Genomic DNA, 25,988 nt, shown 5'->3' on the forward strand with positions numbered 1-25,988 from the left:
CCGGAGAGCGAAACCGTGCTCGCCTTGGACACGTCGGCCGGGAGCCCGCCCGATGCATCGGTGGAATCAAACCCGCCTCCGCATGCCGTCAGCGCCGCGCCACCCGCGCCGGCCATCAGCATCGACAAAAACCTGCGGCGCGAGAAAGGTGTCGCGTCGTCGGAACGAGTAAAAACTTCCATGTTGTTTTCTTTTGTGTTTTTCACGATAGGTAAGTAAGACCGTTATGTTCAATGAACTGAACTATAACCATATCGATTTTACCTGTCTTCGTTACACTTTTTTACGTATGAAAATAGGTTAAAACCCGTCGAGCGGTGAACGCGCGCGAAAAATCTGCTTACTTATTCAATGAATAGGAAAACCTTTTCGGGTGCAGCGCGCTCGACTAGCAATTAATACTTGAGTAGGACGTAGGGATTCACTTAAGTTTGGAAATATCGAAAACCGAAAGATCAACCAACACAAACAACGGTAATAAGTTATCGGCATTTCTTGCCGATTGAATTGGGCGAATTTTTCGGTAGACGACGATGCCTCGCGCTCACATTCAAGTTCGCGTCGATAACAGACTCCGCGAACGCTTTCGGCGCTTCTTGCGGCAGGTTGTGCTCGAGCCGCCCTGCACTGTGCGATACGCGTATTTCCCCGTGAACTTCCGCGCATACGCCGATGGATCGGGATGCGGCGCGCCATTGGCATCGCCTTCCATCGTGATGGTCGGAACACTGATCGACGGGGCGGTGGCGAGGCGCTGCTCGAGTGCGTCGTATCGCGGCTCGCCCTGCGCAAGCCCGAGTCGCCAGCGATAGTTGTGAATCACCACCGCGACGTGATCGGGGTTATCGAACGCACTCGCGGAGCGGTCATACGTCGCGTCATCGAAGTCCCATTTGGGCGACGCCAGTTGCCAGATGAGCTTGTTGAAATCTCGACGATTTGCCTCGTAGCCCACCTTCCCGCGCTCGGTCGAAATAGAACTGATACCGCCACGCGAACTCGGCCTTCGGCGGCAACGGCGCTTCATTCGCCTTCTGACTGCCGATCAGGTAGCCGCTGTCGGACACCATCGACTTCACGCGCTCGGGCCACAGCGCCGCGGTGAGATTGGCGGGCCGTGCGCTCCAGTCGAATGCGCCGAACGTGGCCTGCTGAATCTTCAGCGCATCCATGAGCGCGACGATGTCCACCGCCACCACCGCCTGTTGTCCGTTGCGCGAGATGTCGGCAAAAAGGAAGCGGCGTCGAGCCACATAGCCGCGCAGATAAGGCACGATCACGCGATAGCCCCGCGCCACGAGCAGCGGTGTGACGTCGGCGAAACTGTGGATGTCGTAAGGCGAGCTGTGCAGCAGAATCACGACCGGGCCGTTCGCAGGACCGGCTTTACGTCGCGCGGCCGACACGCGGAAGCTTCGGACAGCAGCGCAGCCGTAGCGCTCGGAGTCACCGTCAACCGGGTAAGATGGATTCTTCTTTAGAGTATTTTTTCGCGCGCACGATTTCTGTCGGGACAGACATGCGACTAGCTGACTTCATCTTGCAGGACATGGGACGCATTTTGATGGAATGGGAGGCATTTGCAGCAACCCTGTTGCCGGCCGCGGAAAACATGGACTCGCTCGCCCTGCGCGACCACGCCCAGCAGATCCTGCAGGCCGTGGCCAAAGATCTATCGACGCCGCAAACCACTGATGCTCAACGCGAAAAGTCGATGGGGCGGGCCCCAAAGTCAATCGACGCGCCGGAAACCGCTGCGCAAACACACGCTCTTCTGCGGGCGCGTGGTGGCTTCAACATCAACCAGATGGTGGCTGAGTACCGTGCGCTGCGCGCCAGTGTCCTGCGTTTGTGGGTAGACGAATGTCAGCGGGTGGTCACGGATCCGGTTGACATTATCCGATTTAACGAAGCGATCGATCAGGCGGTTGCGGAATCGGTGAGTTTTTTCGATGCGCAGGTAGAGCAGGCTCGCAATCTGTTGCTTGGGATGCTTGGGCACGATATGCGTGGTCCGCTGCAGACCATCCAGGCGACTTCGACGTATCTGGCGGCGCTGAACGCCGGGGAGAAGGTATCGGGAGCCGCAGCCCGACTAATTCGAAGCGGTGCACGCATGAACGCACTGCTGGATGATCTCTGCGATTTCAACCGAACCAGACTTGGATTGGGCATCAACATCGCTCCTGGCGACGTCGATCTGGCCACCGTGTTTGGCGACGTGGTGGATCAGTTGAGCGCGGCTAATCCCGATCGACTCATCGAGCTTGAGCTAAGGGGTAACCTGCTGGGTGTCTGGGACGGGTTGCGCCTACAGCAATTGCTTACGAATCTTGTGATCAATGCGATAAGGTACGGCGCGCTGGACCAGCCGGTCCGCGTGGTAGTGACCGGTCATGACGCGGAAGTTCGTCTTGAAGTCACGAACAGCGGTCCCGCCATCGATGAGCAGACGCTGGAACGGATTTTCGACCCGCTCAGCAGAGGTCCGGAGCAGGAGAAAAAAAACGCGAGCGGCCTTGGACTCGGCCTGTTTATCGCGAGCGAAATTGCCAAAGCCCATCACGGCGCAATTGAAGGACGGTCTGACCAGATCGCGACCGTGTTTGCAGTGCATTTACCGCGGAGTGTATGACTGGCGATCCCTGTCCGAGGCGAGACGCAACTGACGCGGGTTACACGACCATCAACAACGGTGCGCATCGCAGCATCACCATGGCCGAGGCGCAGATCGCTGGCGTGGCTCCGCCGTCTGGCCGATAAAATACCTTCTTTAGGAATCCTTAGGCAAACCCGCTAAATTCCTTTATGTAAAATAAAAGCAACTTACCGGCTCGGCGTCCCAGCATAGTGTTCGTGCCGCTTTCTTGCTGAAAGCCCATGCAGCAATGATCAGATCCAGCACTATGCAGACCGAGAGAATTCGAACTACGCAATCTCCAGAACAGACGAGTCCATTCGTCGTGCCTCTTGAGTCTGGAGCATGGTCGAAATAGCCCTAACGTCACATACGTCATCGATACCGAGCACGAAGTCCGTAAGCCCCTTGGCTTCCACCTCCCCGATCGAAACTTGTGCCAGCGATCGATACTTCGCAAAGAGCCGTGCATCGTCGAGCGGATTGCGCGGGTCGCCGAGTGGAATTTCGATGCGGCACGATCGCGCGCTTCCGTCCGCGTAGGTCACGGTGACTTCCGGTTCATCGAGATCCGCCATCGATTCGTCAGGCTCCAGCGTGATGCGCTCCATCATGGCGTGCACTCGCGGATCATTGCGTCGCGTTTCGAGAAACGATTCGATATTCGCGTCACCGAACACAAGCGACGCTGCGATCGCGTAAGGCATGCTCATTTGGGCCGATGCCAGATTCACGGGTCGCCGGTCGCCGCACATCCCGTTGACGAACGCGCTAAGTCTGACATGCACGTGTGTCACTGACTTACCGTCAGCAGCCAGCGCAAGCGTCGCATCGACGGCTGCGTGCGTGCTTCTGCAGCACGCGTGAGGCTTGATCGAACAGCGCATGATCTTCCACGTCGCACCGAGTTCCGCCGTAAGGGCCTCGGGCTGCTGCGTATCCTGTGCGAACGCGCGCAAGAAACCGCCCCAACCGTCCTCGAAGATCTGCGTAGGCCCCGTCACGCCGCTCGCCGCAAGCAGCGCGGCGCTCAAGCCGCCCTCCGCCGCCCGCCCCGAGTGCAGACGCTTGGTCTGCGATCCATCGTGGATGAATGCCCACAGTCCCCCGGAAAAACTCGCTGCATGACCAAGCGCCGCGCTGATGCCCGAAGCGTCGAGCCCCAGCGATCTCGCGCTCGCTGCCGCCGCGCCGAAGACGCCGCAGGTCATCGTCGAGTGCCAGCCCCGGCCGTTGTGAGCTGCGTAGCCGCCGCACGCTTCAAGTACCCGGCGCGCCACGTCGTAGCCGAGCACGACCGCGGTCACGAACTCTTTGCCAGACACAGGCCGCTGTAAGCAGGACAAAGCCGCGATCGCAGCGGGCAGCACGACGGCGCCCGAGTGATCGCAGCCACCGGAGTCGTCGAGTTCGAGCGCGTGTGCCGCGACACCGTTGTTGAACGCGGCATCGCGTGCGCTCGCCGACATTGTCGTGCCCCACACGACGGCACCGCCCGGTGCGTTCATTACTCCGCGCGCCTGACGCGATTGCGCAGTGTGCGCGCCCGCGAGCGCAGCGCCAAGCGTGTCGAGCATATGACGCTTTGCCTTCGCGACGACAGCAGCAGGCAAATCTTCGTACGCGGTATCGGCGACGAAGCGCGCGACGCGTTCAGAGAGCGACAAATCCCGCACGTTCATCGAAGGACGCTCCTGTGTCGTTCGTAGATTTCCACCGGATGCCCCGGCTCGTTGGCATTGCGACGACTGCGCCACCATTGCGCGACTTGCGAGCCGGTCGCGAACCAGACATCGTCGCGCGCGCGCATCGTCGCGAGCAGTTCGCGCAGAATGCCGATGCGCCCCGCCGTGCCGATGATCTCCGGATGCAGCCGCATCACGAAGCACAGGCCGAAGCGATGAAACGCGTCGAAGTCGTGCTTCCAGTTACCGAGCACTTCGCGATACGAGGCGATACGCGACTGTCCGACCGGCACCGCTGGCGCGAGATTGAACGCGAAGTAGGGCTCGTCTTCGAGCTCGTAGTGCAACGGCAGTTCGATCAGCCGCGCGTCGTGATGAAAGTAAGGCAGATCGTCGCCACGCCACGACGACGACCACGCGATGCCCCGGTCACGCAGATACGACGCAAAGCCCGGCGCCCAGTTGCCGGTGAACGAGCGAAAGCCCTGCGCGCTGCGGCCGATCGTATCGGCGAGCGTGGCGTGTCCCCTGTCGAACGCTTGCTTCTGCGCATCGAGACCGAGCACATCGAAGTCTTCGCATCGATAGCCGCTGACGCCGATTTCGTGCCGCGCCACATCGATACGCCGGACGAGTTCGCGATGCGTCTCGGCCACGCGGCCCGGCACGAACCAGCTCGCGGGCACATCGAACTCATCGAGCGCTTCGAGCAGTCGGTCGACGCCGCGCTTCGCTCCATAGCGCCACACCGACAACGATTTCTCGCGGCCTTCGATCGCCGGCACTTGCGTACGAACGCCGAGATCGTCGTTGAAGTCGACGGTCAACACGACCGCCGAACGCGCCCCTTCAGGCCATCTTTCCTGGTTCATTGTTTGCTCTCGATCCACCAGTCGGCGACCTCCGAACAAGAAGCGAACCACACATCGTCCGCCTGCAGCACGTGATCGACGAAGCCTTCGAGCAATGCGATCCGCCCCGGCTTGCCCGACACCTTTGGATGAAACAACGTGGTCATGCAGAGTCCGTCATCGTGAGAGCCGTCGAACTCGCGGCACCAGTTATCGAGCGTCGCATCGTAGCTCGCGATGCGGTCCAGTCCCGCCGGGTAATCCGGATTGCGCTGGTACGCGAGCGACGCATAGTCGTCCAGTTCCCAACGCGCCGGGATCTCCACGAGGCCGCTCTTCGCATCGAGCACATAAGGCCGGTCGTCGCCGCGCATCGAGCTCGAATAGCGCACGCCGTATTCGGCGAGAATGCCGATCGTCTCGGCGCTCCAGTCGCCCGAGGGCGTCCGGAAACCGACCGGCCGCACGCCGAGGTATCGTTCGAAGATGCGTGTCGAACTCGCCATGACCTCGCGCTGCCCGTCGGGCGTGAGCGTCCAGAACGCCTCGTGCATGTAGCCGTGATACGCGACCTCATGCCCGCGCTCGACGATCGCGCGGCATTGCGAGGGCCAGTTCTCGATCACCCACGCGGGCACGAAGAACGTGGCCGGAACGTCGCGCCCGGCCAGAACGTCGAGAATCCTGCCGAGCGCTCGCCACGGCCCGTACGCGCCGAGTGTGAAGTACGACGGATTGCGCCAGATCGAACCGTCGAGCATCGCGCCGCCGGTCGGTCCGTCGAGGTCGAAGGCGAGAGCGACGCACGAGCGCTTGCCCTCCGGCCAGCGCGGAACGAGCGCCTCAATTGCTCGCATTGATCACGGCCTTCTGAACGCCCTGCTCTTGCAAGCCCCACTTCGCGAGGATCTTCTGATACGTGCCATCGGCGATCATCTGCTCGAAAGCTTTCGTCACCGCGGCATTGAGCGTCGTGTTGCCCTTCGCCATGCCGATGCCGGTGTACTGCGCCATGAACGGCGCCCCGATGCTGACATACGCGTTCTGATCGATCTTGTTCTGATATGGCAATGTCTCGCCGCCCTGCACGGCCGCATCGAGCCTGCCCTGGCGCAACTGCATCCGGGCATCCGACGAGCCGTCCGTGCCGACGACCGTGATCGGCGGCTTGCCCGCCTTCACGCAATGCTCGTCGCTCCACGCGGCGGTATTCGCCGGAAAGGACGTGCGCCTGCTTGAACCGACCTTCTTTCCGCACAGCGCTTCCATGTTCGGGATGTCCCCAGCGCGGGTTTTCAGCGCATAGAACTGCGGGCCGCTCTTGATGTAGTCGAGGAAGTTGACCGACGCGCGGCGATCCGGCAAATCCGTCATGCCCGAGAGGATGATGTCGACGCGATTCGTCGCGAGCGCGCTCATCATCTGGTCGAAGCTCGTCTCCGACCAGACCATCTTCACGCCCATCTTCGCGGCGAGCGCCTCACCGAGATCGATGTCGAAGCCGGTGAGCTTGTCGGTTTCGGGGTCCTTGAACTCGAACGGCGGATAGTTCGGCACGACTGCGGCGACGATTTCCTTCTTGCCCAGCGCGGGCGTCTGGGCATCGGCGGCGCCTGCATGAAACAGCATGGCAACGGCCGACAGCGCCAACAGGTTACGCAAACGCAAAGATGCTTTCATGGAGGACTCGCTTCTGGTGAAGTGTGTAAAGGCTCACGCCAGCACGGCGGAAATGAAATCCTGTGTTCGGCGCTGACGCGGCTGCGACAGGACTTGCTCAGGCGGCCCTGCTTCGACAATCTGCCCCTGATCCATGAACACCACGCGATTCGCAACCTCGCGCGCGAAGCCGAGTTCGTGCGTCACGACGATCATCGTCATGCCACTCTTCGCGAGATCGCGCATCACGGCAAGCACTTCGCCGACGAGTTCGGGATCGAGCGCGGAGGTCGGTTCATCGAAGAGCATCAATTCCGGATGCATCGCGAGGGCGCGCGCTATCGCCACGCGCTGCTGCTGCCCGCCCGACAATTCGACCGGATACGCATCGCACTTGTGACCGAGGCCCACGCGCTCAAGCAGTGCGCGCGCTTCGTCGCATGCTTCGTTGCGCGCTCGCCTGAGCACCTGTACAGGACCTTCGATCACGTTCTCCAACACCGTCATATGCGGAAACAGGTTGAAGCGCTGAAACACCATGCCAGTCGCAAGCCGCTGCCGCGCGATCTGCTTCTCGGACAATTCATGCAGCTTGTTGCCGGACTGACGAAAGCCGAGCAGTTCGCCGTTGACCCACAACGCGCCGTCGCTGATCGCTTCGAGCTGGTTGATGCAGCGCAGGAACGTGCTCTTGCCCGACCCCGACGGCCCGATCACGCACAACACCTCGCCTGTCTCGACATCGAGCGTAATGCCCTTGAGCGCCTGGAATTCGCCGAACGACTTGCGTACATCGACGGCACGAACGATTGGATTCATTGCTTCATCTCCTCAATGCCGGCTCGAAGGCCTGCCCGCACCGCGCGCGAAGCGCCGCTCGACACGCGTTTGCAGAAACGACAGCACCGTGACCACCGCGAGATACCAGATCGCCGCGACAATCAGCAGTTCGATCACACGACCGTTCGCGTAGTAGATGTTCTGCGCGTTGTGCAGCATTTCCGCATACTGGATCACGCTCGCGAGCGACGTCAGCTTGACCATGCCGACCAGCTCGTTGCCGATCGGCGGGACGATCACCCGCATCGCCTGCGGCAGGATGATGCGGCGCAACGCTTGCAAACGCGGCATGCCGATCGCCTTCGCGGCTTCGTACTGTCCCGTATCGACCGACAGCAATCCGGCGCGCACCACTTCCGACGTGTAGGCGCCCTGGTTGATGCCAAGGCCAAGAATCGCTGCAAGAAAAGGTGTCATCACGTCGACGGTGCGCAACGCGAACACGCCCGGAATGCCAATGCTAGGAAAGACGAGCGCGAGGTTGAACCACAGCAGCAGTTGCAAAATCACCGGTGTGCCGCGAAAGAGCCACACATAGCCTTGCGAGATCGTGCTCAGCACCGGGTTGCTCGAAAGCCGCATCACGGCCGTGACGACGCCGAGCGCGATGCCCACCGCCATGGCGAGAATCGTCATGACGATCGTGTTGCCGAGGCCGATCAGGATCGAGCGCGCCGTGAGAAAGCGCCCGACGTACTGCCATTCGATCTGCCCGCGAGCGAACGCCACCACGATATAGCCGATCACGACGACAATCGCCGCCGATGCCACGTAGCGTCCCCAGTACTTGCGGCGCACGCGTTCGAGTGTCGGCTGTTCGGCCGCCACGACTTTGCCGCTGCGCTCGGCCTGTTCCGCTGCAGTCAACATGTCGGACCTCCGTATTCGTGCGCCCACGCGAGTTGCGTATCGAGCGCGGTTTTCAGGCGCGCGATCTGCTCTTCGACACGAAGAGGCGCCGTGCCGCCGAATCCGCTGCGCGCGGCTACCGCCGTGTCGAGCTGGACGCGCTCCAGCACGCTCGCGTCGAGGCGCGGATCGATCGCGGCGAGCGTTTCGACCGATACATCGCCCAATTCGATCTTCTGTTCTTCGCAGACGCGGACCAGCGCGCCGGTGATCTCATGCGCCTCGCTAAAGGGAATACCCTTGAGCGCGAGCCAGTCGGCTACTTCGGTGGCGAGCGTGAAGCCGAGCGGAGCCTGCCTGCGCAATTCCTCGACGTTCACGCGCATCGTGCGGATCATGCCGGCCATCGCGGGGAGCACAAGGCCGAGCGTATCGATGCTGTCGAACGCGGCGGTCTTGTCTTCCGCGAGATCGCGGTTGTACGCGAGCGGCAGCGACTTGAGCGTCGCGAGCAGGCCGCTCAGGTTGCCGATCAGGCGCCCGGCCTTGCCGCGCGTCAGTTCCGCGATGTCGGGGTTCTTCTTCTGCGGCATGATCGAACTGCCGGTCGCGTAGCCGTCGTCGAGTTCGACCCAGCGGAACTGACGCGAGGTCCAGAGGATCACTTCTTCAGACAGCCGCGACAGGTTCACCGCCAGCATGCTCGTGATGAACAGGAACTCGGCGACGTGATCACGCGAAGCGACCGCATCGATCGAGTTCTCGCACGGCGCGTCGTAGCCGAGTTCGGTCGCCGAGAGCGCCGGGTTCACGCAGATCGCCGAGCCGGCCAGCGCGGCGGCACCGAGCGGCGAGCGCGCGCTGCGGCGATCCCAGTCCTTCAGCCGATCGACGTCGCGATAAATCGACTGCGCGTGCGCCAGCAGCTGATGCGCGAACACCACCGGTTGTGCGGGCTGCAGATGCGTGAAGCCGGTACTGATACTGCGCACATGCGTCTCCGCCTGCGCAACCAGCGCATGTTGCAGCGCAATGACGTCGAGGGCGAGCTTACGGGCCTTGTCACGCAGGAAAAGGCGCAGATCGTTCGCCGCCTGGTCGTTGCGCGAGCGGCCGGCGCGCAGCTTTGCACCCGCTGCGCCCAGACGCTGGGTCAATACGCGCTCGAGGAACGTATGCACGTCCTCATCATGCATCGACGGGGCCAGCGTGCCTTCGAGGAATTCCGCCTGCACGCGCTCCATCTCGGCCAACAACTGCTGCACTTCGTTGGTGGTGAGGATGCCGGCGCGGTTCAGTTCGCGAGCATGGGCGCGGGAGCCGGCCAGATCGTAGGGTGCGAGGCGAAAAAAGCTCGCTTCGGAGCGCGAGAGCGCCGTCAGTTCGGCCGCCGGAGCCGATTTGAAGCGTCCGCCCCACAGTCGTTCAGTACCGTCGTTCACCTTCATCTCGTGCCTCGTCTTCGTTAGAGTGAAGTCAGCATAGGCCGTCAATTTTTTTCTTTGTAGCGAGATTTTGGTTCTGATCTAATCAAGTTTTTCTCAGCATCTCAACAGCCGGACGTTCATGCGAAGTCGACTTCCTCCGCTCAATCCGCTGCGTGCATTCGAGGCGACGGCGCGCCACGCGACCGTCGCGAAGGCGGCCGAAGAATTGAACGTGACCGCGAGCGCGGTCAGTCACCAGTTGCGCGTGCTCGAGGAGTCGCTGGGCGTCGCGCTGTTCACCCGCTCGCGAGCGCGGCTCAAGCTCACGCCCGATGGCGAGGCGCTCTTGCCATCCGTGCGCGCCGCGTTCGAAATGATCGCGTCGGCTTTCGTGAAGGTGGGCTCGCCCATAATTGCCGGGGATCTGGTGATATCGGCGCCTTTGTCGTTTACGTCGCGCTGGCTTGCGCGGCATATCGGCGACTTTCTGCGGCAGTATCCGGCGGTCAATCTGAAGGTGATTCCTTCTAACGACGACAAAGAAGTCTATTCACCCGATGTCGATGTTTGCGTGCGTTATGGCGAAGCGCAGTGGCGCGATCGCAGCGTGACCCTGCTTGAACACCCGACGCTTTTTCCCGTCGTCAGCCCCGCGCTGATGAACGGCCCGAAGGCGATCCGCTCCGGCGACGACCTGCGCCATTACGCGCTCTTCTGCGAGCATCGCGGATCGTGGATGCGCTGGTTGATGGAAGCGTCGGTGGACAAGCCCGAGCGGATGCGCGTGCTGGAAATCGGCAACGCGCATATCGCGATCGAGGCCGCGTTGCACGGTCAAGGCGTCGCGCTCGGCGACAGCATCTCAGTGCGGGACGACCTCACCGAAGGTACGCTGGTGAGGCCCTTCAAGGCGACGGTGCCGTCGCGGCATCCGTATCACATCGTTCGGCGGCCCGAACTCGCAGAGGCACCGCTGGCGTCGGCGTTCGTGTTCTGGCTGGAGGGCAAGGTGCGGGGAGAGGCTTAGTGGGAGCACAGAAGGAAGACGAACCCTCACCGGCTGACGGCACGGGGCACGACTACGGATATCTGACAAGTACGCTGCTGCGCGGCGTGCCATCACAGAGATCTTTGGTCTCAGTTACCGTTGCTATGGCTATCGTCGGATACAGGTCGCGCTGGGTAAGCAGGAAGTTTCCCTCTCGGAGAGAGTTGTGCGGCGTTTGATGCAACAGGAAAGCCTGAGCGTGACCAGCCCGTCGAGCCGATGACGAACAGCACGAGCCCGGCCGCTATTGGCAGACGACGGCGATATCGGTCGCCGATCGGCCCTACCGACACTGTCCCAGACTGGAGACGATCAGATAGCCCGATATCGTCAGCTCGACTGCGCCGTGCCCGGCACGCAGCGCCGCGACCACTGGAGGGAGAGCGGGCAGATACAGGTCCGTCGATATCGACGCGAACGCCATCAGCATGCTGAAGATCGCGAGAATGCGTAGGCTGTGCTCGCCTTCGAAAGAGCGGCTCGACCTCACCGATCCACGCGCTTCTGAAGATGCGCCGGATAGCGATCGCCGATCACCTCGATCTGCTGCAAGGCCGCCTCAATTGAACTCATGTCGTCCGCCGACAACTCCACCTCCGCCGCGCCAACGTTCTCTTCCAGCCGATGCAGCTTCGTGGTTCCCGGAATCGGCACGATCCACGGCTTGCGCGCGAGGAGCCAGGCGAGCGCGATCTGCGCGCGCGTCGCGCCTTTCCCCTCGGCGATCCGCCCCAGTACCTCGACGAGTGCAGCGTTCGCCTTGCGGTTTTCCTCGGAGAAGCGCGGCACCACGTTGCGGAAGTCGGATTTGTCGAAAGTAGTGCTCGCATCGATGGCACCCGTCAGGAAGCCTTTGCCCAGAGGACTGAACGGCACGAAGCCGATGTCCAGTTCTTCCAGCGTCGGCAGCACGGTCCGCTCCGGCTCGCGCCACCACATCGAGTATTCGCTTTGCAGCGCGGCGACCGGTTGCACGGCGTGCGCCCGGCGGATCGACTGCGCGCCCGCCTCCGACAGTCCGAAGTGCTTGACCTTCCCCTCCGCGATCAGATCCTTCACCGTGCCGGCGACGTCTTCGATCGGCACGTTCGGATCGACACGATGCTGATAGAACAAGTCGATGCGGTCCGTTTTCAGCCGCTTGAGCGATGCCTCCGCGACGGCGCGGATGCGCTCAGGGCGGCTGTCGAGCGGTTTCTTCGAGTCGCCGTCCTGAAAGCCGAACTTGGTCGCGATCACGATCTGGTCGCGAAACGGCGCGACGGCCTCGCCGACCAGTTCCTCGTTGACGAACGGGCCGTAACACTCGGCGGTATCTAAGAAGGTGACGCCTCGTTCGAACGCCGCGCGGATCACCTTGATACCTTCACTCTTTTCAGTCGCCGGGCCGTAGCCGAAGCTCAGGCCCATGCAGCCGAGTCCGATCGCCGACACTTCCAGCCCGCCGTTACCCAATTTGCGCTTTTCCACGTTGCTTCTCCTTGTCGTGCCGATGAGCAGAGTTGAAGCTTAGGCTGTTGTAGCGTACTCAACAATACGTCTAGAATTGCATGAGGTATTGAGAGAAATTCATCTATGTCGCGCGCGAGTCTATCCGAACTCAACGTTTTCGTCGCCATCGCCGAGCAGCGCAGCTTCAGTGCCGCCGCTCGCACGCTGGGCGTGTCGCCCTCAGCGCTCAGCCACGCGATGCGCGGGCTTGAAGAGCGGCTCGGCGTGCGCCTCTTCAACCGGACCACGCGATCCGTCGCGCTGACCGAAGCGGGCGAGCAGCTTTTGCGCCGCGTCGGGCCCGCCATCACCGATCTCGAAGATGCGGTGAATGAAGTCACGTCCGCGCGAAACCGTCCTTCGGGTTCGATCCGGATCAGTGCGTCCGAGTCTGCCGCCAAGGCACTCGTGCGCAACGTGCTGCCGGATTTCCTCGCGACGTACCCGGATATCCACGTCGAATTCGTCGTCGATACGCGTCTCGTCGACATCGTCGCCGATGGCTTCGATGCCGGCATCCGGGTGCTTCAGGACGTGCCGCGCGACATGATCGCGATTCGCTTCGGCGCGGATATGCGGTTTATCGCGGTGGCGTCGCCGGAATATCTTGGGACCCGTGAGCGGCCGAAGGAGCCGCACGATCTCGCGCGCCATCGCTGCATCCGCTTTCGCTTCGAGAGCGGGGCGCTGTATCGATGGGACCTCGAACATCAGGGCAAAAGCGCGAGCGTCGACGTGGACGGCCCCATGACGCTCGGCAACCTGAACCTGATGGTGGAAGCATCGCTCGCCGGTATCGGCGTGGCGTGGGTGCCGGAATATCTCGTCGAAGACCTGCTGGCGTCGGGGCGGCTTATTCAGTTGCTGCCGGAGTGGAGTCCGTCGTTTCCCGGCCTTTGCCTTTATTACCCCGCCAATCGTCATCCGCCGGCTGCGCTGAAGCTGTTCGCTGAAGCGGTGCGGGATTGGACAAATCGCTGATAGCGAGGTGTGCCGTGGCCCGATTTGTGAGCCGTTCGCATAAGGGCATGCGCGTTTCCGGGCTTCTGCTCGCGACGCGGCGTCCGTAACATCGAAGGTTTCCAGTGCGACGTGGACATCATCCGGTTCGTATCACCGCGAGCGACGCGAACGCGCCCTTCGCGCAATTCCACAAGAGGTAATCGAACCATGACGGACAACATCAAGGACAAGGTGGTCGTGATCACAGGCGCGAGCAGCGGCCTCGGCGAAGCGACGGCCCGTCTGCTTTCATCGCAAGGCGCCGTGGTCGTTCTCGGCGCGCGGCGTATCGACCGCATCAACGAATTAGCGAACGGCATCGTCGCAAACGGCGCAACGGCGCTCGCGATCAAGACGGATGTCACCGACGCCGCCCAGGTCCAACATCTCGTCGATACCACGGTAAAGACCTACGGACGAATCGACGTGATGATCAACAACGCTGGCCTGATGCCGCACTCGCTCCTCGAGCGCGGCAAGCTGGACGACTGGAACCGCATGATCGATGTGAATCTCAAGGGCGTGCTCTACGGTATCGCCGCGGCCCTGCCGCACATGAAGGTGCAAAAGAGCGGGCACATCATCAACGTGTCGTCGGTGGCGGGACACAAGGTGCGTCCGGGGAGCGCCGTGTATGCCGCGACCAAGACGGCCGTGCGCGTAATTTCCGAAGGCCTGCGCCAGGAAGTGAAGCCCTACAACATCCGGACGACGATCATCTCGCCGGGCGCGGTCGCCACCGAACTGCCCGACAGCGTCACCGAAGCCGACGTCGCCAAGGGAATCCACGAGTTCTACGAGCAGTTCGCGATTCCTGCGGAATCGTTCGCGCGCGTGGTGGCGTTCGCAATGAGCCAGCCAGAGGACGTCGATGTGAATGAGGTCCTTTTCAGGCCGACTAGCCAGGAATTGTGAAGCGCAGAGCGCCCGAATCGTGATTATTGAATCTGGCTCACAACCTCTTGCAAAACGAGGCGGCTAGTTGCGACGCGGGCTGTCCTGTAATCTAGATGAAAGCATTTCCGGGCTAGTCGACACGGCGGCCACGCGGTACGACGAGCCGTCGCGGCAACTTCGCTTTATGAACCTGTCAGCAGACAAGGATTCGACAATGGAAGACTTAAGCGACATCAGGATCTCACGCCGCAACTTGTTGAAGATGGGAGCGGCCTCCGCGACGGCCATCGCCGCGCCGCTCGCCGGAGCGCAGAACGCTGCTTCGGGCGCCTCTTCTGCAGCGGCTCGCGCGCCCGTCACGTCGAAGCTGTCGTTGAAGGTGAACGGCAAGCTGGAACACCTGGACCTCGACACGCGCACCACCCTGCTCGACGCCCTGCGCGAACACCTGCACCTCACCGGCACCAAGAAAGGCTGCGATCACGGCCAGTGCGGCGCCTGCACGGTGATCGTCGATGGGCGTCGCATCAACTCGTGTCTGACGCTCGCCGTGATGAAACAGGGCGCGAACGTCACCACCATCGAAGGGCTCGGCACGCGCAACGACCTTCATCCGATGCAGGCAGCCTTCGTGAAGCACGACGGCTACCAGTGCGGCTACTGTACGCCCGGGCAGATTTGCTCGGCCGTGGCGGTGCTCGACGAAATCCGCCAGGGCATTCCGAGCCATGTCAGCGCTGACCTGACCGCCCGCCCCCAGACGACGGCCGCCGAAGTCCGCGAGCGCATGAGCGGCAACATCTGCCGCTGCGGGGCGTATTCGAACATCGCGGTCGCCATCGCGGAAGTGGCTGGGAGCAAGGCATGAACGCCTTTTCCTATGAACGCGCGCGATCCGCCGCCGAAGCGGCCGCGGCCGCGGTGAATACGCCCGGTGCCAAGTTCATCGCGGGCGGGACAAACCTGCTCGACCTGATGAAGCTCGGCATCGAAACGCCCACGCATCTGATCGATGTCAACGGCCTCGGCCTTGACCGGATCGAGGCGACGCCGGATGGCGGAATGCGCATCGGCGCGCTCGTGCGCAATACCGATCTCGCCGCCGATCCGCGCGTGCGGCGCGATTACGGCGTGCTGTCGCGGGCGCTGCTCGCGGGCGCGTCCGGCCAGCTGCGCAACATGGCGACGACCGCCGGCAATCTGCTTCAGCGCACGCGTTGCCCCTATTTCTATGATACGAATCAGCCATGCAACAAGCGCTCGCCCGGCAGCGGCTGCTCGGCAATCGGCGGGTTCAGTCGTCAGCACGCCGTGGTCGGTGTGAGCAACGCGTGCATCGCCACGCATCCGAGCGACATGGCCGTCGCGATGCGCGTGCTCGATGCCAGCGTCGCGACCGTGCGCCCGGATGGCTCAGCGCGGACGATCCCGATCGCCGATTTCCATCGTCTGCCCGGCGACACGCCGCATATCGAGACGGTGCTCGAGCGCGGCGAACTGATCACGTCGGTGACGTTGCCCAAGCCCGTCGGCGGCGTGCAGCTTTATCGGAAGGTGCGCGATCGCGCGTCGTATGCGTTCGCGCTGGTGTCGGTCGCTGCGATCGTTCAGCCGCACGGAACGGGGCGCGTGGCGCTCGGCGGCGTGGCCCACAAGCCGTGGCGCGTCGAGGCCGCAGACGCCCAGATGCCGCACGGCGCGAAAGCCGTCACCGATCGTCTCTTCGCCGACGCGAAACCGACCGATGAAAACGCGTACAAATTGACGCTCGCCGAACGCACGCTTGGTGCCGTGCTCCTGCAGGCAAAGGGATGAGAACATGAAATTCGATACCCCCGCCTCCGCCAATCCGATCGATCTATTGAAGATCGTCGGCCAGCCGTTCGATCGCGTGGAAGGACCGCGCAAGACCACGGGCACCGCGCCTTACGCCTACGAGTGGCACAACGCCGTGCCGAACCAGGCCTACGGCTACGTGATCGGTTCGGCGATCGCCAAGGGCCGTATTTTCTCGATCAGTGTCACCGAAGCGCGGCGCGCGCCGGGCGTGATCGCGATCGTCACTGCGGACTCCGCCGGCAAGCTCGGCAAGGGCAAGTGGAACAACGCGCGGCTGCTCGGCGGCCCGGAGATCCAGCACTATCATCAGGCGGTCGCGCTTGTCGTCGCCGAAACCTTCGAGCAGGCGCGCGCGGCCGCGCAACTCGTGCGCGTGCGTTACGTCCAGGAAAAAGGCGCGTTCGATCTCGCGAACAGCCGCGACTCCGCGCTTAAGCCCAAGACCGGCACGCCCGAATCATCGGTAGGCGATTTCGCGGGCGCGTTCGCCAACGCGCCCGTGCAACTCGACGCGACGTACACCACGCCCGACCAGGCGCACGCGATGATGGAGCCGCATGCGTCGATGGCGGTGTGGGACGGCGATCACCTCACGCTCTGGACCTCGAACCAGATGATCGACTGGAGCCGTGGCGACATCGCGCTGACGCTCGGCATCCCCAAGGAAAACGTGCGGCTGATTTCGCCCTACATCGGCGGCGGCTTTGGCGGCAAGCTGTTCATACGCGCCGATGCCCTGCTCGCCGCGCTGGGCGCGCGCGCGGCGCGGCGTCCCGTCAAAGTGGCGCTGACGCGGCCGATGATGTTCAACAACACGCCGCATCGCCCTGCCACGATCCAGCGCATCCGCATCGGAGCGACGCGCGACGGCAAGATCACCGCGATCGGTCACGAAAGCTGGTCAGGCGACATCGAAGGTGGCAAGCCGGAGAACGCCGTCCAGCCGACGCGCTTCCTCTACGCAGGCGCGAACCGCATGACGGCGCTGCGGCTTGCATCGCTTGACCTGCCCGAAGGCAACGCGATGCGCGCGCCCGGTGAAGCGCCGGGACTGATGGCGCTCGAAATCGCGATGGACGAGTTGGCGGAGAAACTCGGCATCGATCCGGTCGAGTTGCGCATCATCAACGACACGCAGGTCGATCCCGAGAAGCCCCAGCGGCCGTTTTCCGAGCGGCGGCTCATCGAGTGCCTGCGCACCGGCGCCGAGCGCTTCGGCTGGAAGGCGCGCGGCGCACGGCCGGGTGCGGTGCGTGACGGGCAATGGCTCGTCGGCATGGGCGTCGCGGCGGCGTTCCGGAACAATCAGGTGACAAAATCTGGCGCGCGGGTGCGCGTGGATGGCGCGGGCATCGTTACCGTTGAAACCGACATGACCGATATCGGCACGGGCAGCTATACGATCATCGCGCAGACGGCGGCCGAGATGATGGGCGTAGGGATCGACCGGGTCGTCGTGCGACTGGGCGATTCGAATTTTCCGGTGTCGTCGGGATCGGGCGGCCAGTGGGGCGCCAATAGCTCGACGGCGGGCGTATACGCCGCGTGCGTCAAGCTGCGCGAGGCCATCGCGCAAAAAGCAGGCTTCGATCCTGCCGCCGCGCAGTTCGAGGGCGGACAAGTCCGCTCGGGCGAGCGCAGCATGCCGATCGGCGCGGTGGCGGGTGCGAGTGGCATCGTCGCGGAGGATTTCATCGAATTTGGCGAACTGAGCAAGACATTTCAGCAATCGACGTTCGGCGCGCATTTCGTGGAAATCGGCGTCGATGCCGCGACTTGCGAAATCCGCGTGCGGCGCATGCTCGCGGTGTGCGCGGCCGGCCGCATCCTGAATCCGAAGTCCGCGCGCAGCCAGGTAATCGGCGCGATGACGATGGGCGTCGGCGCGGCATTGATGGAAGAACTCGCAGTCGACCGGCGCATCGGCTACTTCGTCAATCACGATCTGGCGGGCTACGAGGTGCCGGTGCATGCCGATATCGCGAGTCAGGAAGTCATCTTTCTCGACGAGACCGATCCGATTTCCTCGCCAATGAAGGCAAAGGGAGTCGGCGAACTCGGGATCTGCGGCGTAGGCGCGGCGATTGCGAACGCGGTCTACAACGCAACGGGCGTGCGGGTACGCGACTATCCGGTCACCCTCGACAAGCTGATTGCGAAGATGCCGGTGGCGACCTGGTGACCGCGCCGCCCACGCCAAAGGAACGATGGCGTGCGGCGGATTTGCACAATGAAGAAGCTAGAGACTTGAACCGGACACGCGCTGCAGCGCTTGCCGTACCGGATCCAATAGGAAGATCACACCCGAGTGCTGCGAGGCTACATGCTGTAGGGTCAGCAACCAATCCGTGTTTTTTTCGCCGACGAAGGCGAAGTGCGTTCGATAACTCTCGATTTGCGGCGTAAGCCTGACGATTTACGCTCGCTGTCTTTAACGCGACGGGTGTTCGAGTACTCGACTATCCTCCACCGCTCAAAACCTGATTGCGAAGAAGCCTGTTTCGACTCGATGACAACGTGCTGTTTCTCGCGTCACACGGATTTGGAGCCGCTAACCATCGTTCCGTTTGACGAGTGCGATACTGCTTCCGCGTTCGACATCGTCGAAGCGCACCTCCATATCGTGCATACCGGCGACGGCGCTGACGAGACTCAATCCCAGCCCGTTACCCGGCGTAGGGCGGCTCGCCTCGCCTCGATAAAAGCGCCTCAGCACCGCATCGCGCTCCTCGTGAGCGATGCCCGGGCCGTCATCGGCGACGCGCGCGCCCATGCCGGTCTCGTCACGAAACAGTTTGAGCAGCACGGTCCCGCCGGCGGGTGCGAACTTGATCGCATTCTCCGTGAGATTGGCGATCGCTTCGAACAGCAGGCTCGCGTCGCCCTGCATCTCGAACGCTTGCGCGCGGGCGCGCCGTATCGTGAACGACACCTGCCGGTCTTCGGCGGCGGGCTCATAGAGCGCCGCGGCTGATTAGACAGGGACGCCAACCTCGTCCTGCTTATTTCTCAGTTCTTAAAAAGATATTTACAAAATTATTAAACAAAATTACACTTGCGCCGCAATTGCGAATGAATCGCATTTGCGGCGTAGATGAACCGCGATTTCGACCGTTCAAACCGAACGCGGCACATCCGCTTTCTCCGTCCTGTCTACTCACGCCATGCCCCCACTTCTGAAGTCGCGGACACGCACGCTTGCGTCCGTCGGCGCGCTTTACTGCGCCAGTTTTCTCTCTCCCGCACAGGCGGTCGCCCAAACCGCCGCTGCCGACAAAGCCGACGCGCCGGGCGAAACCACCCTGCCCGCCGTCGTTGTCAAGGCGGCGCCGTCCGAGATGCAAACGAAGACGCTGCCCTCGTACAAGTTCACCGCACCGCTGCTAGACACCCCGCGCTCCGTGACGGTGATCCCCGAGGAACTCATCAAGCAGACCAACGCGACGACCTTCGCCGATGCGCTCAAGACGGTGCCCGGCATCACCTTCCTCGGCGGCGACGCGGCGGCCAACCCTTCGGCCGATCGACCTGTGATTCGTGGCTTCGAATCGCGCAATTCGATCTTCGTCGACGGCATTCGCGACTCCGGCGTGCAGAACCGCGAGACGTTCGATGTCGAATCGATCAGCGTCATCAAGGGTCCCGACTCGGTGTATGCGGGACGCGGCGCGGTGGGCGGCAGCATCGACATCGTTACGAAGACGCCGAAGAACGAGGACTTCATCAACGGAAGCGTCGGCCTCGGGACGGACAGCTACAAGCGCGTGACGTTAGACGCAAACCGCAAGCTCGGCGACACCGCCGCCGTGCGCCTGAACGTGATGGGCCACGACGCGGACCAGGCGGGACGCACCGATGTCTACAGCCGCCGCTGGGGCGTGGCGCCGTCGGTGGCGTTCGGGCTGAACAGTCCAACCACCGTCACGGTTAGCTACTACCACCTGAATTCGTACGACATGCCCGACTTCAGCGCACCGTTTCGCGCGAGCGGCGGCACGCCCGCCTATCGGAGCCGCGGCCAGTTCTACGGCCTCAACGATCGCGACTATCGATACGGACAGACCGACACCGGCGAAGTGCGCGTCGAGCACCGCTTCAACAACGACTGGAAGCTGAAGAACACGACAATGTTCGGGCGCGCAACGCTCGACTACATCGCGACGAACCCGCAATTTCTCAACGCGAACCCGAACATCCTCAGCCTGCAGGCGAAGAGCGGCAAGTACGCGACGAACAGCATCACCAACCAGACCGAACTGACGGGCAAGGCGTCGATTTTCGGGATGCAGCACAGCCTCACGGGCGGCATCGAGTTCAGCCACGAAAAGAGTCTGTACGAAGGCTATCTGGTCTCCGACAGCGCGGGCAATAACATGCGAACCGGCGGCCCGTGCAGCGTCGCGTACAACTGCACGCCGTTCAACGCGCCGTGGAATCCCGACAATCCGTGGACCGGCAGCGTCCTGCTGAACGGCGACAAGACCTTCCCGGGCGCCGCGACCCACACGCAGACGAACGTCGCATCGGCCTACCTCTTCGACAGCGTGAATATCACCGATCAATGGATCTTCAACGCTGGCGCGCGTTTCGACCGCTATGACGTGACAGCGATCCAGGCCGGCAGCCCCGACCTCAAGAACGACTCGAACCTGTTCAGCTATCAGCTCGGTCTCGTCTACAAGCCGGTGCGCTCGGTCAGTCTGTACGCGTCGTACGGGACATCGTCGAATCCGCCGGGCTCGAATGCAGGCCTTGGCGGCGGCACCGACCAGATCACGGTGACGAACCAGGATCTGTCGCCGGAACGTAGCCGGAACATCGAGGTCGGGGCGAAATGGGACGTGCTCGAGCAGCGCCTTTCCCTGACGTCGGCGATCTTCCAGACCGAAAAGACCAACGCGCGCGTGAGCGACGGACTGGGCGGCGTCGTCAACGCGGGCACGCAGCGGGTGCGCGGTGTCGAACTCGGGTTCGCGGGGAATCTCACGAACAAGTGGAGCGTGTTCGGCGGCTACTCGTACCTCGATGCGATCACGGTCGATGCCGGTCCCGCGGCGATCAGCGCATCGGGTCTGCCGATGGTGATGGTGCCGAAGCACAACTTCACGCTCTGGACGTATTACGACGTGCTGCCGAAGCTGTCGATCGGCGGCGGAGCGACGATATCAAGTCTCACCTACGCCTCGGTTTCGCCCACCGTTCGCAAATGGATCCCGGGCTACGCACGCTTCGATGCGGTCGCGACGTACCGGGTCGCGAAGTCGGTCGATCTGCAGTTGAACGTCCAGAACATCTTCGACAAGAAGTACTTCTCGACCGCTTATCCGATCTACGCGACGTGGGCGCCCGGCCGTTCGGCGATGCTGACGCTCAACTTCTACCAGTGACGTCGGTTTCGGGCCCCGGAAATATTGCAGGTTCCGAGGTCCGAAACATCCCTTTGCATCGACAGCGATTGGCCTGTTCGGGCAGCTTGTTCAAGGAACAGCGTTATTGATTTATGAACGCCGATCCGGTAACCCTAAGCGCTTAGAACTTGTGTCGCATGGCGACACGCAACGCTGCCTGTCGATTCGTGCTGGAAGGCGTGATCTGACTGATCGAGGCCGCCGCTGTTCTTCCAGTCGAATCCGTGCCACTCGCCTTCTGATAGACGCCGACGAGATACACGTCAGTACGTTTCGAAAGAAAGTAGTCGACGCCAAGTGCGCCCTGGTGGTACCTGGCACCGCTTGCACCATCCACCCCGCTGCTCTTCGTGAAGACGTATCCGGCACCCATCAAAAACGCGGGTGTCAACTGATAGCGGAAGTTGAGTTCTGCGTTGTTCAACGTGGCGGTGCCGCTGATTCCTCCCGCAGGCACGGGGCCCGAGGTCGTGTCACCAAGGTCTTTGAACTTTGTGTTCGAGTACGTCGCCCCGATCGTTGCGGCGCCGAATGTGTAAGCCGCACCTGTACCCACAACTTGCAAAGTGTGCGCCGAAGCGTACCCAGAGATGACTGGAGAATCGCCGAAATTAGAGCCTGGAACACCGGCCGTCGAGGGCGCTACCGTGCCGCCCGATCCGTAGAATGAGACGTTGGGATTTCGGACATTCAAATAACCCACCCCTAAGGTCAGTGGGCCATTCACATACCCTCCTCCAAGCGACCATATCTGATTGCGCGTAGCGTCGCCGGCCACACCGCCGAGACTGTACATGCCGCCGAAAGTGAATCCGCCGATGGTCCGACTTGTGTACTTGATCGCGTTGTTCACGCGATTGGTGTTGTTGAAGTTATCGTTGTCTGCCGGATGGGCCCCAAGATATCCCGCCCACTGATCGCCCGCCTCTAGCGGCCCGACATAATCGACGATCGAGTCGTATTGACGGCCAAGGGTGACAGTGCCGACATTGCTCGACAGGCCGACGTATGCCTGCCGACCGAATTCAAGGCCCCCTTGTCCCAGCTTTCCGGTGTTCACGTCGAACCCGTTTTCCAGCACGAAGATGGCCTTTAATCCGCCGCCCAGGTCCTCGGTTCCTCGCAGTCCCCAGCGGCTACCGTTCAGTTCCCCACTTGCGAAATAGTACTGACGCTTGCCACCCGCGTTGCTATTGAATTGAATGCCTTCATCTACGATGCCGTATAACAGCACGCTGCTCTGCGCGCAGGCGATGCCACTGAGCGCGCTCAGCGCGATCCCCGCGAGAGGTGACTTCTTCATTCTAAAGATCTCCGTAAAGTTTTTATTTGAAATCAGGCAACCGCTAAAGGAGGAACCTGGAGCGGAGTAAAGAAAATCAGCGAATGGAAACGCCGACACACACTTGCAAGTGAGTACGCGAGTTTGAGGAAAGCGGGAACCAGGTGACCCGGGGAGCTTTTCTCAGACGAGGCCAGTTGCGTAATAGACACCAATCACGAAAGCCACCGCGAGCGTCTTGATCAGCGTGATTGCGAAAATCTCTCGATAGGACTGTCGATGCGTCAGGCCGGTCACCGCCAGCAAGGTAATCACCGCGCCGTTGTGCGGTAGTGTGTCCATGCCGCCACTTGCCATTGCGACTACCCGATGCAGTACTTCCATCGGTATATGCGCAACCTGTGCGTTCCTGATCAATAGGTCCGACGTAGCGGCGAGTGCGATGCTCATGCCACCCGAGGCAGAACCCGTAATGCCGGCCAGGGTGCTCACGGACACCGCGGCATTGACGAGCGGGTTCGGAATCGTCTTTAGCGCGTCACTGATGACGACGAAGCCAGGCAACGCCGCGATCACCGCGCCAAATCCATACTCGGATGCGGTATTGATCGCCGCAAGCAGGGCGCCCGCCGCCGCCGCCCGCGTGCCGTCCGCAAGCGCCCCGGACACGCGGCGATAGGCCGTGAACACCACGAGAGCGATCCCGAGAATCAGCGCGGCTTCGACCGACCAGATAGCGGTCACGGTCTTGATCGAAGTCGTCACCGGAACGTGCACGCCAGGAAGAACCTGCGGCGCCACGGTGTACGACGCGCCATACCAGACCGGGATCCATTTCGTGAACAGAAAGTTCGCGACGCCCACCAATACGAGCGGCATGATCGCGAGGAAAGGATTGGGCAGGACAACAGCCGTGACACGCTCGGGTTCGTTCACTAGCACGTTTCCATAGCCTTCTCCTTTGGCCATTACGCTTCGACGCCGCCATTCCAGATAGATCAGGCCGACGACGATCATGAATAGAGAACCAATCGTTCCCAACGCGGGAGCAGCCCAGCCGGTGGTCTTAAAAAATGTGGTGGGGATGATGTTCTGAATCTGCGGGGTGCCGGGCAGCGAATCCATCGTGAACGAGAACGCACCGAGTGCGATTACGCCGGGCATCAGTCTCTTGGGAATGTTGCTCTGACGGTAGAGCTCTGCCGCGAACGGATAAACAGCGAACACGACGACGAATACCGAAACGCCGCCATAGGTGAGTAGTGCGCACACCACGACGATCACTACGTTTGCGCGCGAGCGGCCGATGTATCGAATCGCGGCGGCGACGATAGCCGCGGCGAAGCCCGATATCTCGATGACCTTGCCGAATAAGGCACCCAGCAGAAATACAGGGAAATACAGTTTCACGAACCCCACCATCTTCTCCATGAAGATGCCGGAGAACACCGGAGCAACGGCCGCAGGCTCCGTCAGTAGCACCGCTGCAAGCGCTGCGATCGGTGCGAAGATAATGACGCTATATCCGCGATATGCGGCCAGCATCAGAAAGCACAATGCAGCAATAACAATTAACAAAGCCATACGGGTCTCCGCTCCTGAGTATTATTTTGGCGTCCCGACGCCTGAAACTTCTTTCAGGCGTCGGGACGTGCAGTTCTCTCTCGCACGTTCAATAAGTGCGTGAGGCATCCTTCACCGTTCATGGGTGAATAATCAAAACCGCTTTGAATTGCCCGTCCCGCGTTCAAGCGCGGACGAACGCCTCACCGACGAGGTTTGATCCGCTTGACTTGACCGGCGTGGTAGCGTTCGCGCGAAACTCGAATTGCAGCATCGAACTCAGTTTCGGTCGCGAGATGCTTGTGATCTACGCTGACCAGCCAGCCCTGCGCGGATCTACACCAGCGGATCCTTCCTTCGTCGTAGAGTTCGGAGAACCAGCGCCAGAGCGACGCATCGTCCTTGTCGGCGCGTTTTGCCGCTTCGTTCCGAACGTTGTCGTGAGAAATCAACAGCATGTTTTCTTGCGAGTTAGCTCAGCTCCTCGACGAGTCGAGGCACCGCTGAAAAGAGATCGTCTACGAGGCCGTAATCCGCGACGCCGAAGATCGGCGCTTCCGCGTCCTTGTTGATCGCGACGATGACCTTGCTGTCTTTCATCCCGGCCAAGTGCTGGATCGCGCCTGAAATGCCGACTGCCACGTACAACTGCGGTGCGACGATCTTGCCGGTTTGGCCGACTTGGTAATCGTTCGGGACGAAACCTGCATCGACCGCTGCACGCGATGCGCCAAGCGCCGCGTTGAGCTTGTCCGCGAGCGGTTCCAGAACTTTCGTGTAGTTTTCGCCGTTGCCCAGACCGCGACCACCCGACACGATGATCGAAGCTGAAGTCAGTTCCGGACGATCCAGCTTCGTGAGCTCTCGGGTAACGAACTGGGAGATGCCTGCGTCAGCAGCCGCTTCGATCTTCTCCACCGATGCACTGCCGCCCTCGGCCGCCACCGGATCGAAACCCGTCGAGCGGACGATGATCACCTTGATCGGATCGCTCGATTGCACGATGGCGATTGCGTTACCGGCATAGATCGGGCGCTCGAACGTATCGACGGAATCCACTGCGGTGATATCGCTGATTTGCGCGACATCTAAATGCGCCGCGATGCGCGGCGCGATGTTCTTACCGTAAGCGGTAGCGGGCGCGAGAATGTGCGAATAATCCTTCGCGATGTTCAGCACCGTTCCTTCGACATTCTCAGCCAGTCCATCGGCGAGTTGCGGGGCATCGGCGAGCAGGACTTTCGATACGCCTGCGATTTTTGCGGCCTGGTCCGCTGCGGCTTGCGCGTTCGCGCCTGCGACCAGCACATGAATATCGCCGCCGATCTTCGTGGCCGCTGCAACGGTGTTCAGCGTCGCCGCCTTGATCGATGCGTTGTCATGCTCTGCGATTACCAGAATTGCCATGCTTGTCTCCTCTTAAAGCACTTTCGCTTCGTTCTTCAGCTTTTCGACCAGCGTCTTCACGTCCGGCACCATCACACCGGCGGAGCGCTTGGGCGGCTCGGC

At 61.8% G+C, this 25,988-nt stretch carries 22 protein-coding genes and 4 pseudogenes; 9 read left to right on the top strand and 17 right to left on the bottom strand.

The genetic code is table 11. The features are described from left to right. Together AWB65_RS35980 and AWB65_RS37785 are read right to left on the bottom strand one after the other, a co-directional pair. Positions 1-182: pseudogene (locus AWB65_RS35980) on the bottom strand (hypothetical protein); the annotation flags it as partial. A gap of 378 nt (positions 183-560) precedes the next feature. After that, positions 561-1,388 (bottom strand): annotated as a pseudogene (locus AWB65_RS37785) (alpha/beta fold hydrolase); the annotation flags it as partial. Between the two features lie 131 nt (positions 1,389-1,519). Here AWB65_RS37785 and AWB65_RS30690 point away from each other — a divergent pair. Further along, positions 1,520-2,635 (top strand): sensor histidine kinase, encoded by a 1,116-nt coding sequence (locus tag AWB65_RS30690; RefSeq protein ID WP_087670671.1) that lies wholly within the window; start codon positions 1,520-1,522, stop codon positions 2,633-2,635. A gap of 293 nt (positions 2,636-2,928) precedes the next feature. On the opposite strand, the gene AWB65_RS30695 is transcribed toward AWB65_RS30690, so the two are convergent. From AWB65_RS30695 to argH, 7 genes are read right to left on the bottom strand one after another with little or no spacing between them, the layout of a single operon-like run. Next, complete coding sequence (locus AWB65_RS30695) at positions 2,929-4,320, bottom strand: MmgE/PrpD family protein (RefSeq protein ID WP_087670672.1); 1,392 nt, start codon at positions 4,318-4,320, stop codon at positions 2,929-2,931. Next, positions 4,317-5,195 carry a polysaccharide deacetylase family protein gene (locus AWB65_RS30700; RefSeq protein ID WP_087670673.1) on the bottom strand — a complete coding sequence of 293 codons (879 nt, stop codon included), beginning with the start codon at positions 5,193-5,195 and terminating at the stop codon, positions 4,317-4,319. The genes AWB65_RS30695 and AWB65_RS30700 overlap by 4 nt, the downstream gene beginning before the upstream one ends. After that, complete coding sequence (locus AWB65_RS30705) at positions 5,192-6,031, bottom strand: polysaccharide deacetylase family protein (RefSeq protein WP_235007877.1); 840 nt, start codon at positions 6,029-6,031, stop codon at positions 5,192-5,194. Before AWB65_RS30705 ends, AWB65_RS30700 begins: the two co-directional genes overlap by 4 nt. Continuing rightward, positions 6,018-6,854: an ABC transporter substrate-binding protein gene (locus AWB65_RS30710; protein ID WP_087670674.1), complete on the bottom strand. Its 837-nt coding sequence runs from the start codon at positions 6,852-6,854 to the stop codon at positions 6,018-6,020. The genes AWB65_RS30705 and AWB65_RS30710 overlap by 14 nt, the downstream gene beginning before the upstream one ends. 33 nt (positions 6,855-6,887) lie before the next feature. Then, the gene (locus AWB65_RS30715) at positions 6,888-7,652 is read right to left on the bottom strand and encodes an amino acid ABC transporter ATP-binding protein (RefSeq protein ID WP_087670675.1); all 765 of its coding nucleotides are present in this window, start codon (positions 7,650-7,652) and stop codon (positions 6,888-6,890) included. Between the two features lie 12 nt (positions 7,653-7,664). Continuing rightward, a complete protein-coding gene (locus AWB65_RS30720) occupies positions 7,665-8,543 on the bottom strand; it encodes an amino acid ABC transporter permease (RefSeq protein WP_087670676.1) in 879 nt (292 codons plus the stop codon). After that, the gene (gene argH / locus AWB65_RS30725; protein WP_087670689.1) at positions 8,537-9,964 is read right to left on the bottom strand and encodes an argininosuccinate lyase; all 1,428 of its coding nucleotides are present in this window, start codon (positions 9,962-9,964) and stop codon (positions 8,537-8,539) included. Before argH ends, AWB65_RS30720 begins: the two co-directional genes overlap by 7 nt. 124 nt (positions 9,965-10,088) lie before the next feature. On the opposite strand from argH, the gene AWB65_RS30730 reads away from it, so the two are divergent. Next, entirely contained in the window at positions 10,089-10,976 is an 888-nt protein-coding gene (locus AWB65_RS30730; protein ID WP_087670677.1) for a LysR substrate-binding domain-containing protein, read from the top strand. A gap of 40 nt (positions 10,977-11,016) precedes the next feature. Then, positions 11,017-11,217 (top strand): annotated as a pseudogene (locus AWB65_RS30735) (IS3 family transposase); the annotation flags it as partial. Between the two features lie 63 nt (positions 11,218-11,280). Here the strand turns inward: AWB65_RS30735 and AWB65_RS30740 are convergent. Beyond that, entirely contained in the window at positions 11,281-11,487 is a 207-nt protein-coding gene (locus AWB65_RS30740) for a hypothetical protein (RefSeq protein WP_200821835.1), read from the bottom strand. Beyond that, complete coding sequence (locus AWB65_RS30745; RefSeq protein ID WP_087670678.1) at positions 11,484-12,467, bottom strand: aldo/keto reductase; 984 nt, start codon at positions 12,465-12,467, stop codon at positions 11,484-11,486. Before AWB65_RS30745 ends, AWB65_RS30740 begins: the two co-directional genes overlap by 4 nt. Before the next feature lie 105 nt (positions 12,468-12,572). Between AWB65_RS30745 and AWB65_RS30750 the strand changes: the two genes are divergently transcribed. The 5 genes from AWB65_RS30750 to paoC all read left to right on the top strand — a co-directional run bounded on the left by AWB65_RS30750 (position 12,573) and on the right by paoC (position 18,408). After that, the gene (locus AWB65_RS30750; protein ID WP_087670679.1) at positions 12,573-13,469 is read left to right on the top strand and encodes a LysR family transcriptional regulator; all 897 of its coding nucleotides are present in this window, start codon (positions 12,573-12,575) and stop codon (positions 13,467-13,469) included. Between the two features lie 189 nt (positions 13,470-13,658). Beyond that, positions 13,659-14,405 (top strand): SDR family oxidoreductase, encoded by a 747-nt coding sequence (locus AWB65_RS30755; protein ID WP_087670680.1) that lies wholly within the window; start codon positions 13,659-13,661, stop codon positions 14,403-14,405. 196 nt (positions 14,406-14,601) lie between these two features. After that, the gene (gene paoA / locus AWB65_RS30760; protein WP_087670681.1) at positions 14,602-15,255 is read left to right on the top strand and encodes an aldehyde dehydrogenase iron-sulfur subunit PaoA; all 654 of its coding nucleotides are present in this window, start codon (positions 14,602-14,604) and stop codon (positions 15,253-15,255) included. Then, positions 15,252-16,202, top strand: a complete 951-nt coding sequence (locus AWB65_RS30765) for an FAD binding domain-containing protein (RefSeq protein ID WP_087670682.1) — start codon at positions 15,252-15,254, stop codon at positions 16,200-16,202. The genes paoA and AWB65_RS30765 overlap by 4 nt, the downstream gene beginning before the upstream one ends. Positions 16,203-16,206: 4 nt before the next feature. After that, positions 16,207-18,408, top strand: coding sequence for an aldehyde oxidoreductase molybdenum-binding subunit PaoC (gene paoC, locus AWB65_RS30770; RefSeq protein ID WP_087670683.1), 2,202 nt, complete (start codon positions 16,207-16,209; stop codon positions 18,406-18,408). Positions 18,409-18,777: 369 nt separating this feature from the next. On the opposite strand, the gene AWB65_RS30775 is transcribed toward paoC, so the two are convergent. Beyond that, positions 18,778-19,158, bottom strand: a complete 381-nt coding sequence (locus AWB65_RS30775) for an ATP-binding protein (RefSeq protein WP_235007879.1) — start codon at positions 19,156-19,158, stop codon at positions 18,778-18,780. 232 nt (positions 19,159-19,390) lie between these two features. On the opposite strand from AWB65_RS30775, the gene AWB65_RS30780 reads away from it, so the two are divergent. Then, the gene (locus tag AWB65_RS30780; RefSeq protein ID WP_087670684.1) at positions 19,391-21,613 is read left to right on the top strand and encodes a TonB-dependent receptor; all 2,223 of its coding nucleotides are present in this window, start codon (positions 19,391-19,393) and stop codon (positions 21,611-21,613) included. A gap of 142 nt (positions 21,614-21,755) precedes the next feature. On the opposite strand, the gene AWB65_RS30785 is transcribed toward AWB65_RS30780, so the two are convergent. The 5 genes and pseudogenes from AWB65_RS30785 to AWB65_RS35990 all read right to left on the bottom strand — a co-directional run. Continuing rightward, positions 21,756-22,937 carry a porin gene (locus AWB65_RS30785; RefSeq protein WP_087670685.1) on the bottom strand — a complete coding sequence of 394 codons (1,182 nt, stop codon included), beginning with the start codon at positions 22,935-22,937 and terminating at the stop codon, positions 21,756-21,758. Between the two features lie 162 nt (positions 22,938-23,099). Further along, on the bottom strand, positions 23,100-24,500 hold the full coding sequence (locus tag AWB65_RS30790) for a GntP family permease (protein ID WP_087670686.1): 1,401 nt from the start codon (positions 24,498-24,500) through the stop codon (positions 23,100-23,102). A 182-nt stretch (positions 24,501-24,682) separates the two neighbouring features. After that, complete coding sequence (locus AWB65_RS30795; RefSeq protein WP_200821836.1) at positions 24,683-24,937, bottom strand: hypothetical protein; 255 nt, start codon at positions 24,935-24,937, stop codon at positions 24,683-24,685. 13 nt (positions 24,938-24,950) lie between these two features. After that, complete coding sequence (locus AWB65_RS30800; protein ID WP_087670687.1) at positions 24,951-25,886, bottom strand: electron transfer flavoprotein subunit alpha/FixB family protein; 936 nt, start codon at positions 25,884-25,886, stop codon at positions 24,951-24,953. 12 nt (positions 25,887-25,898) lie between these two features. Beyond that, a pseudogene (locus AWB65_RS35990) lies at positions 25,899-25,988 on the bottom strand (electron transfer flavoprotein subunit beta/FixA family protein); the annotation flags it as partial.

The organism is Caballeronia humi (genome assembly GCF_001544475.1).
GTDB lineage: Bacteria > Pseudomonadota > Gammaproteobacteria > Burkholderiales > Burkholderiaceae > Caballeronia > Caballeronia humi.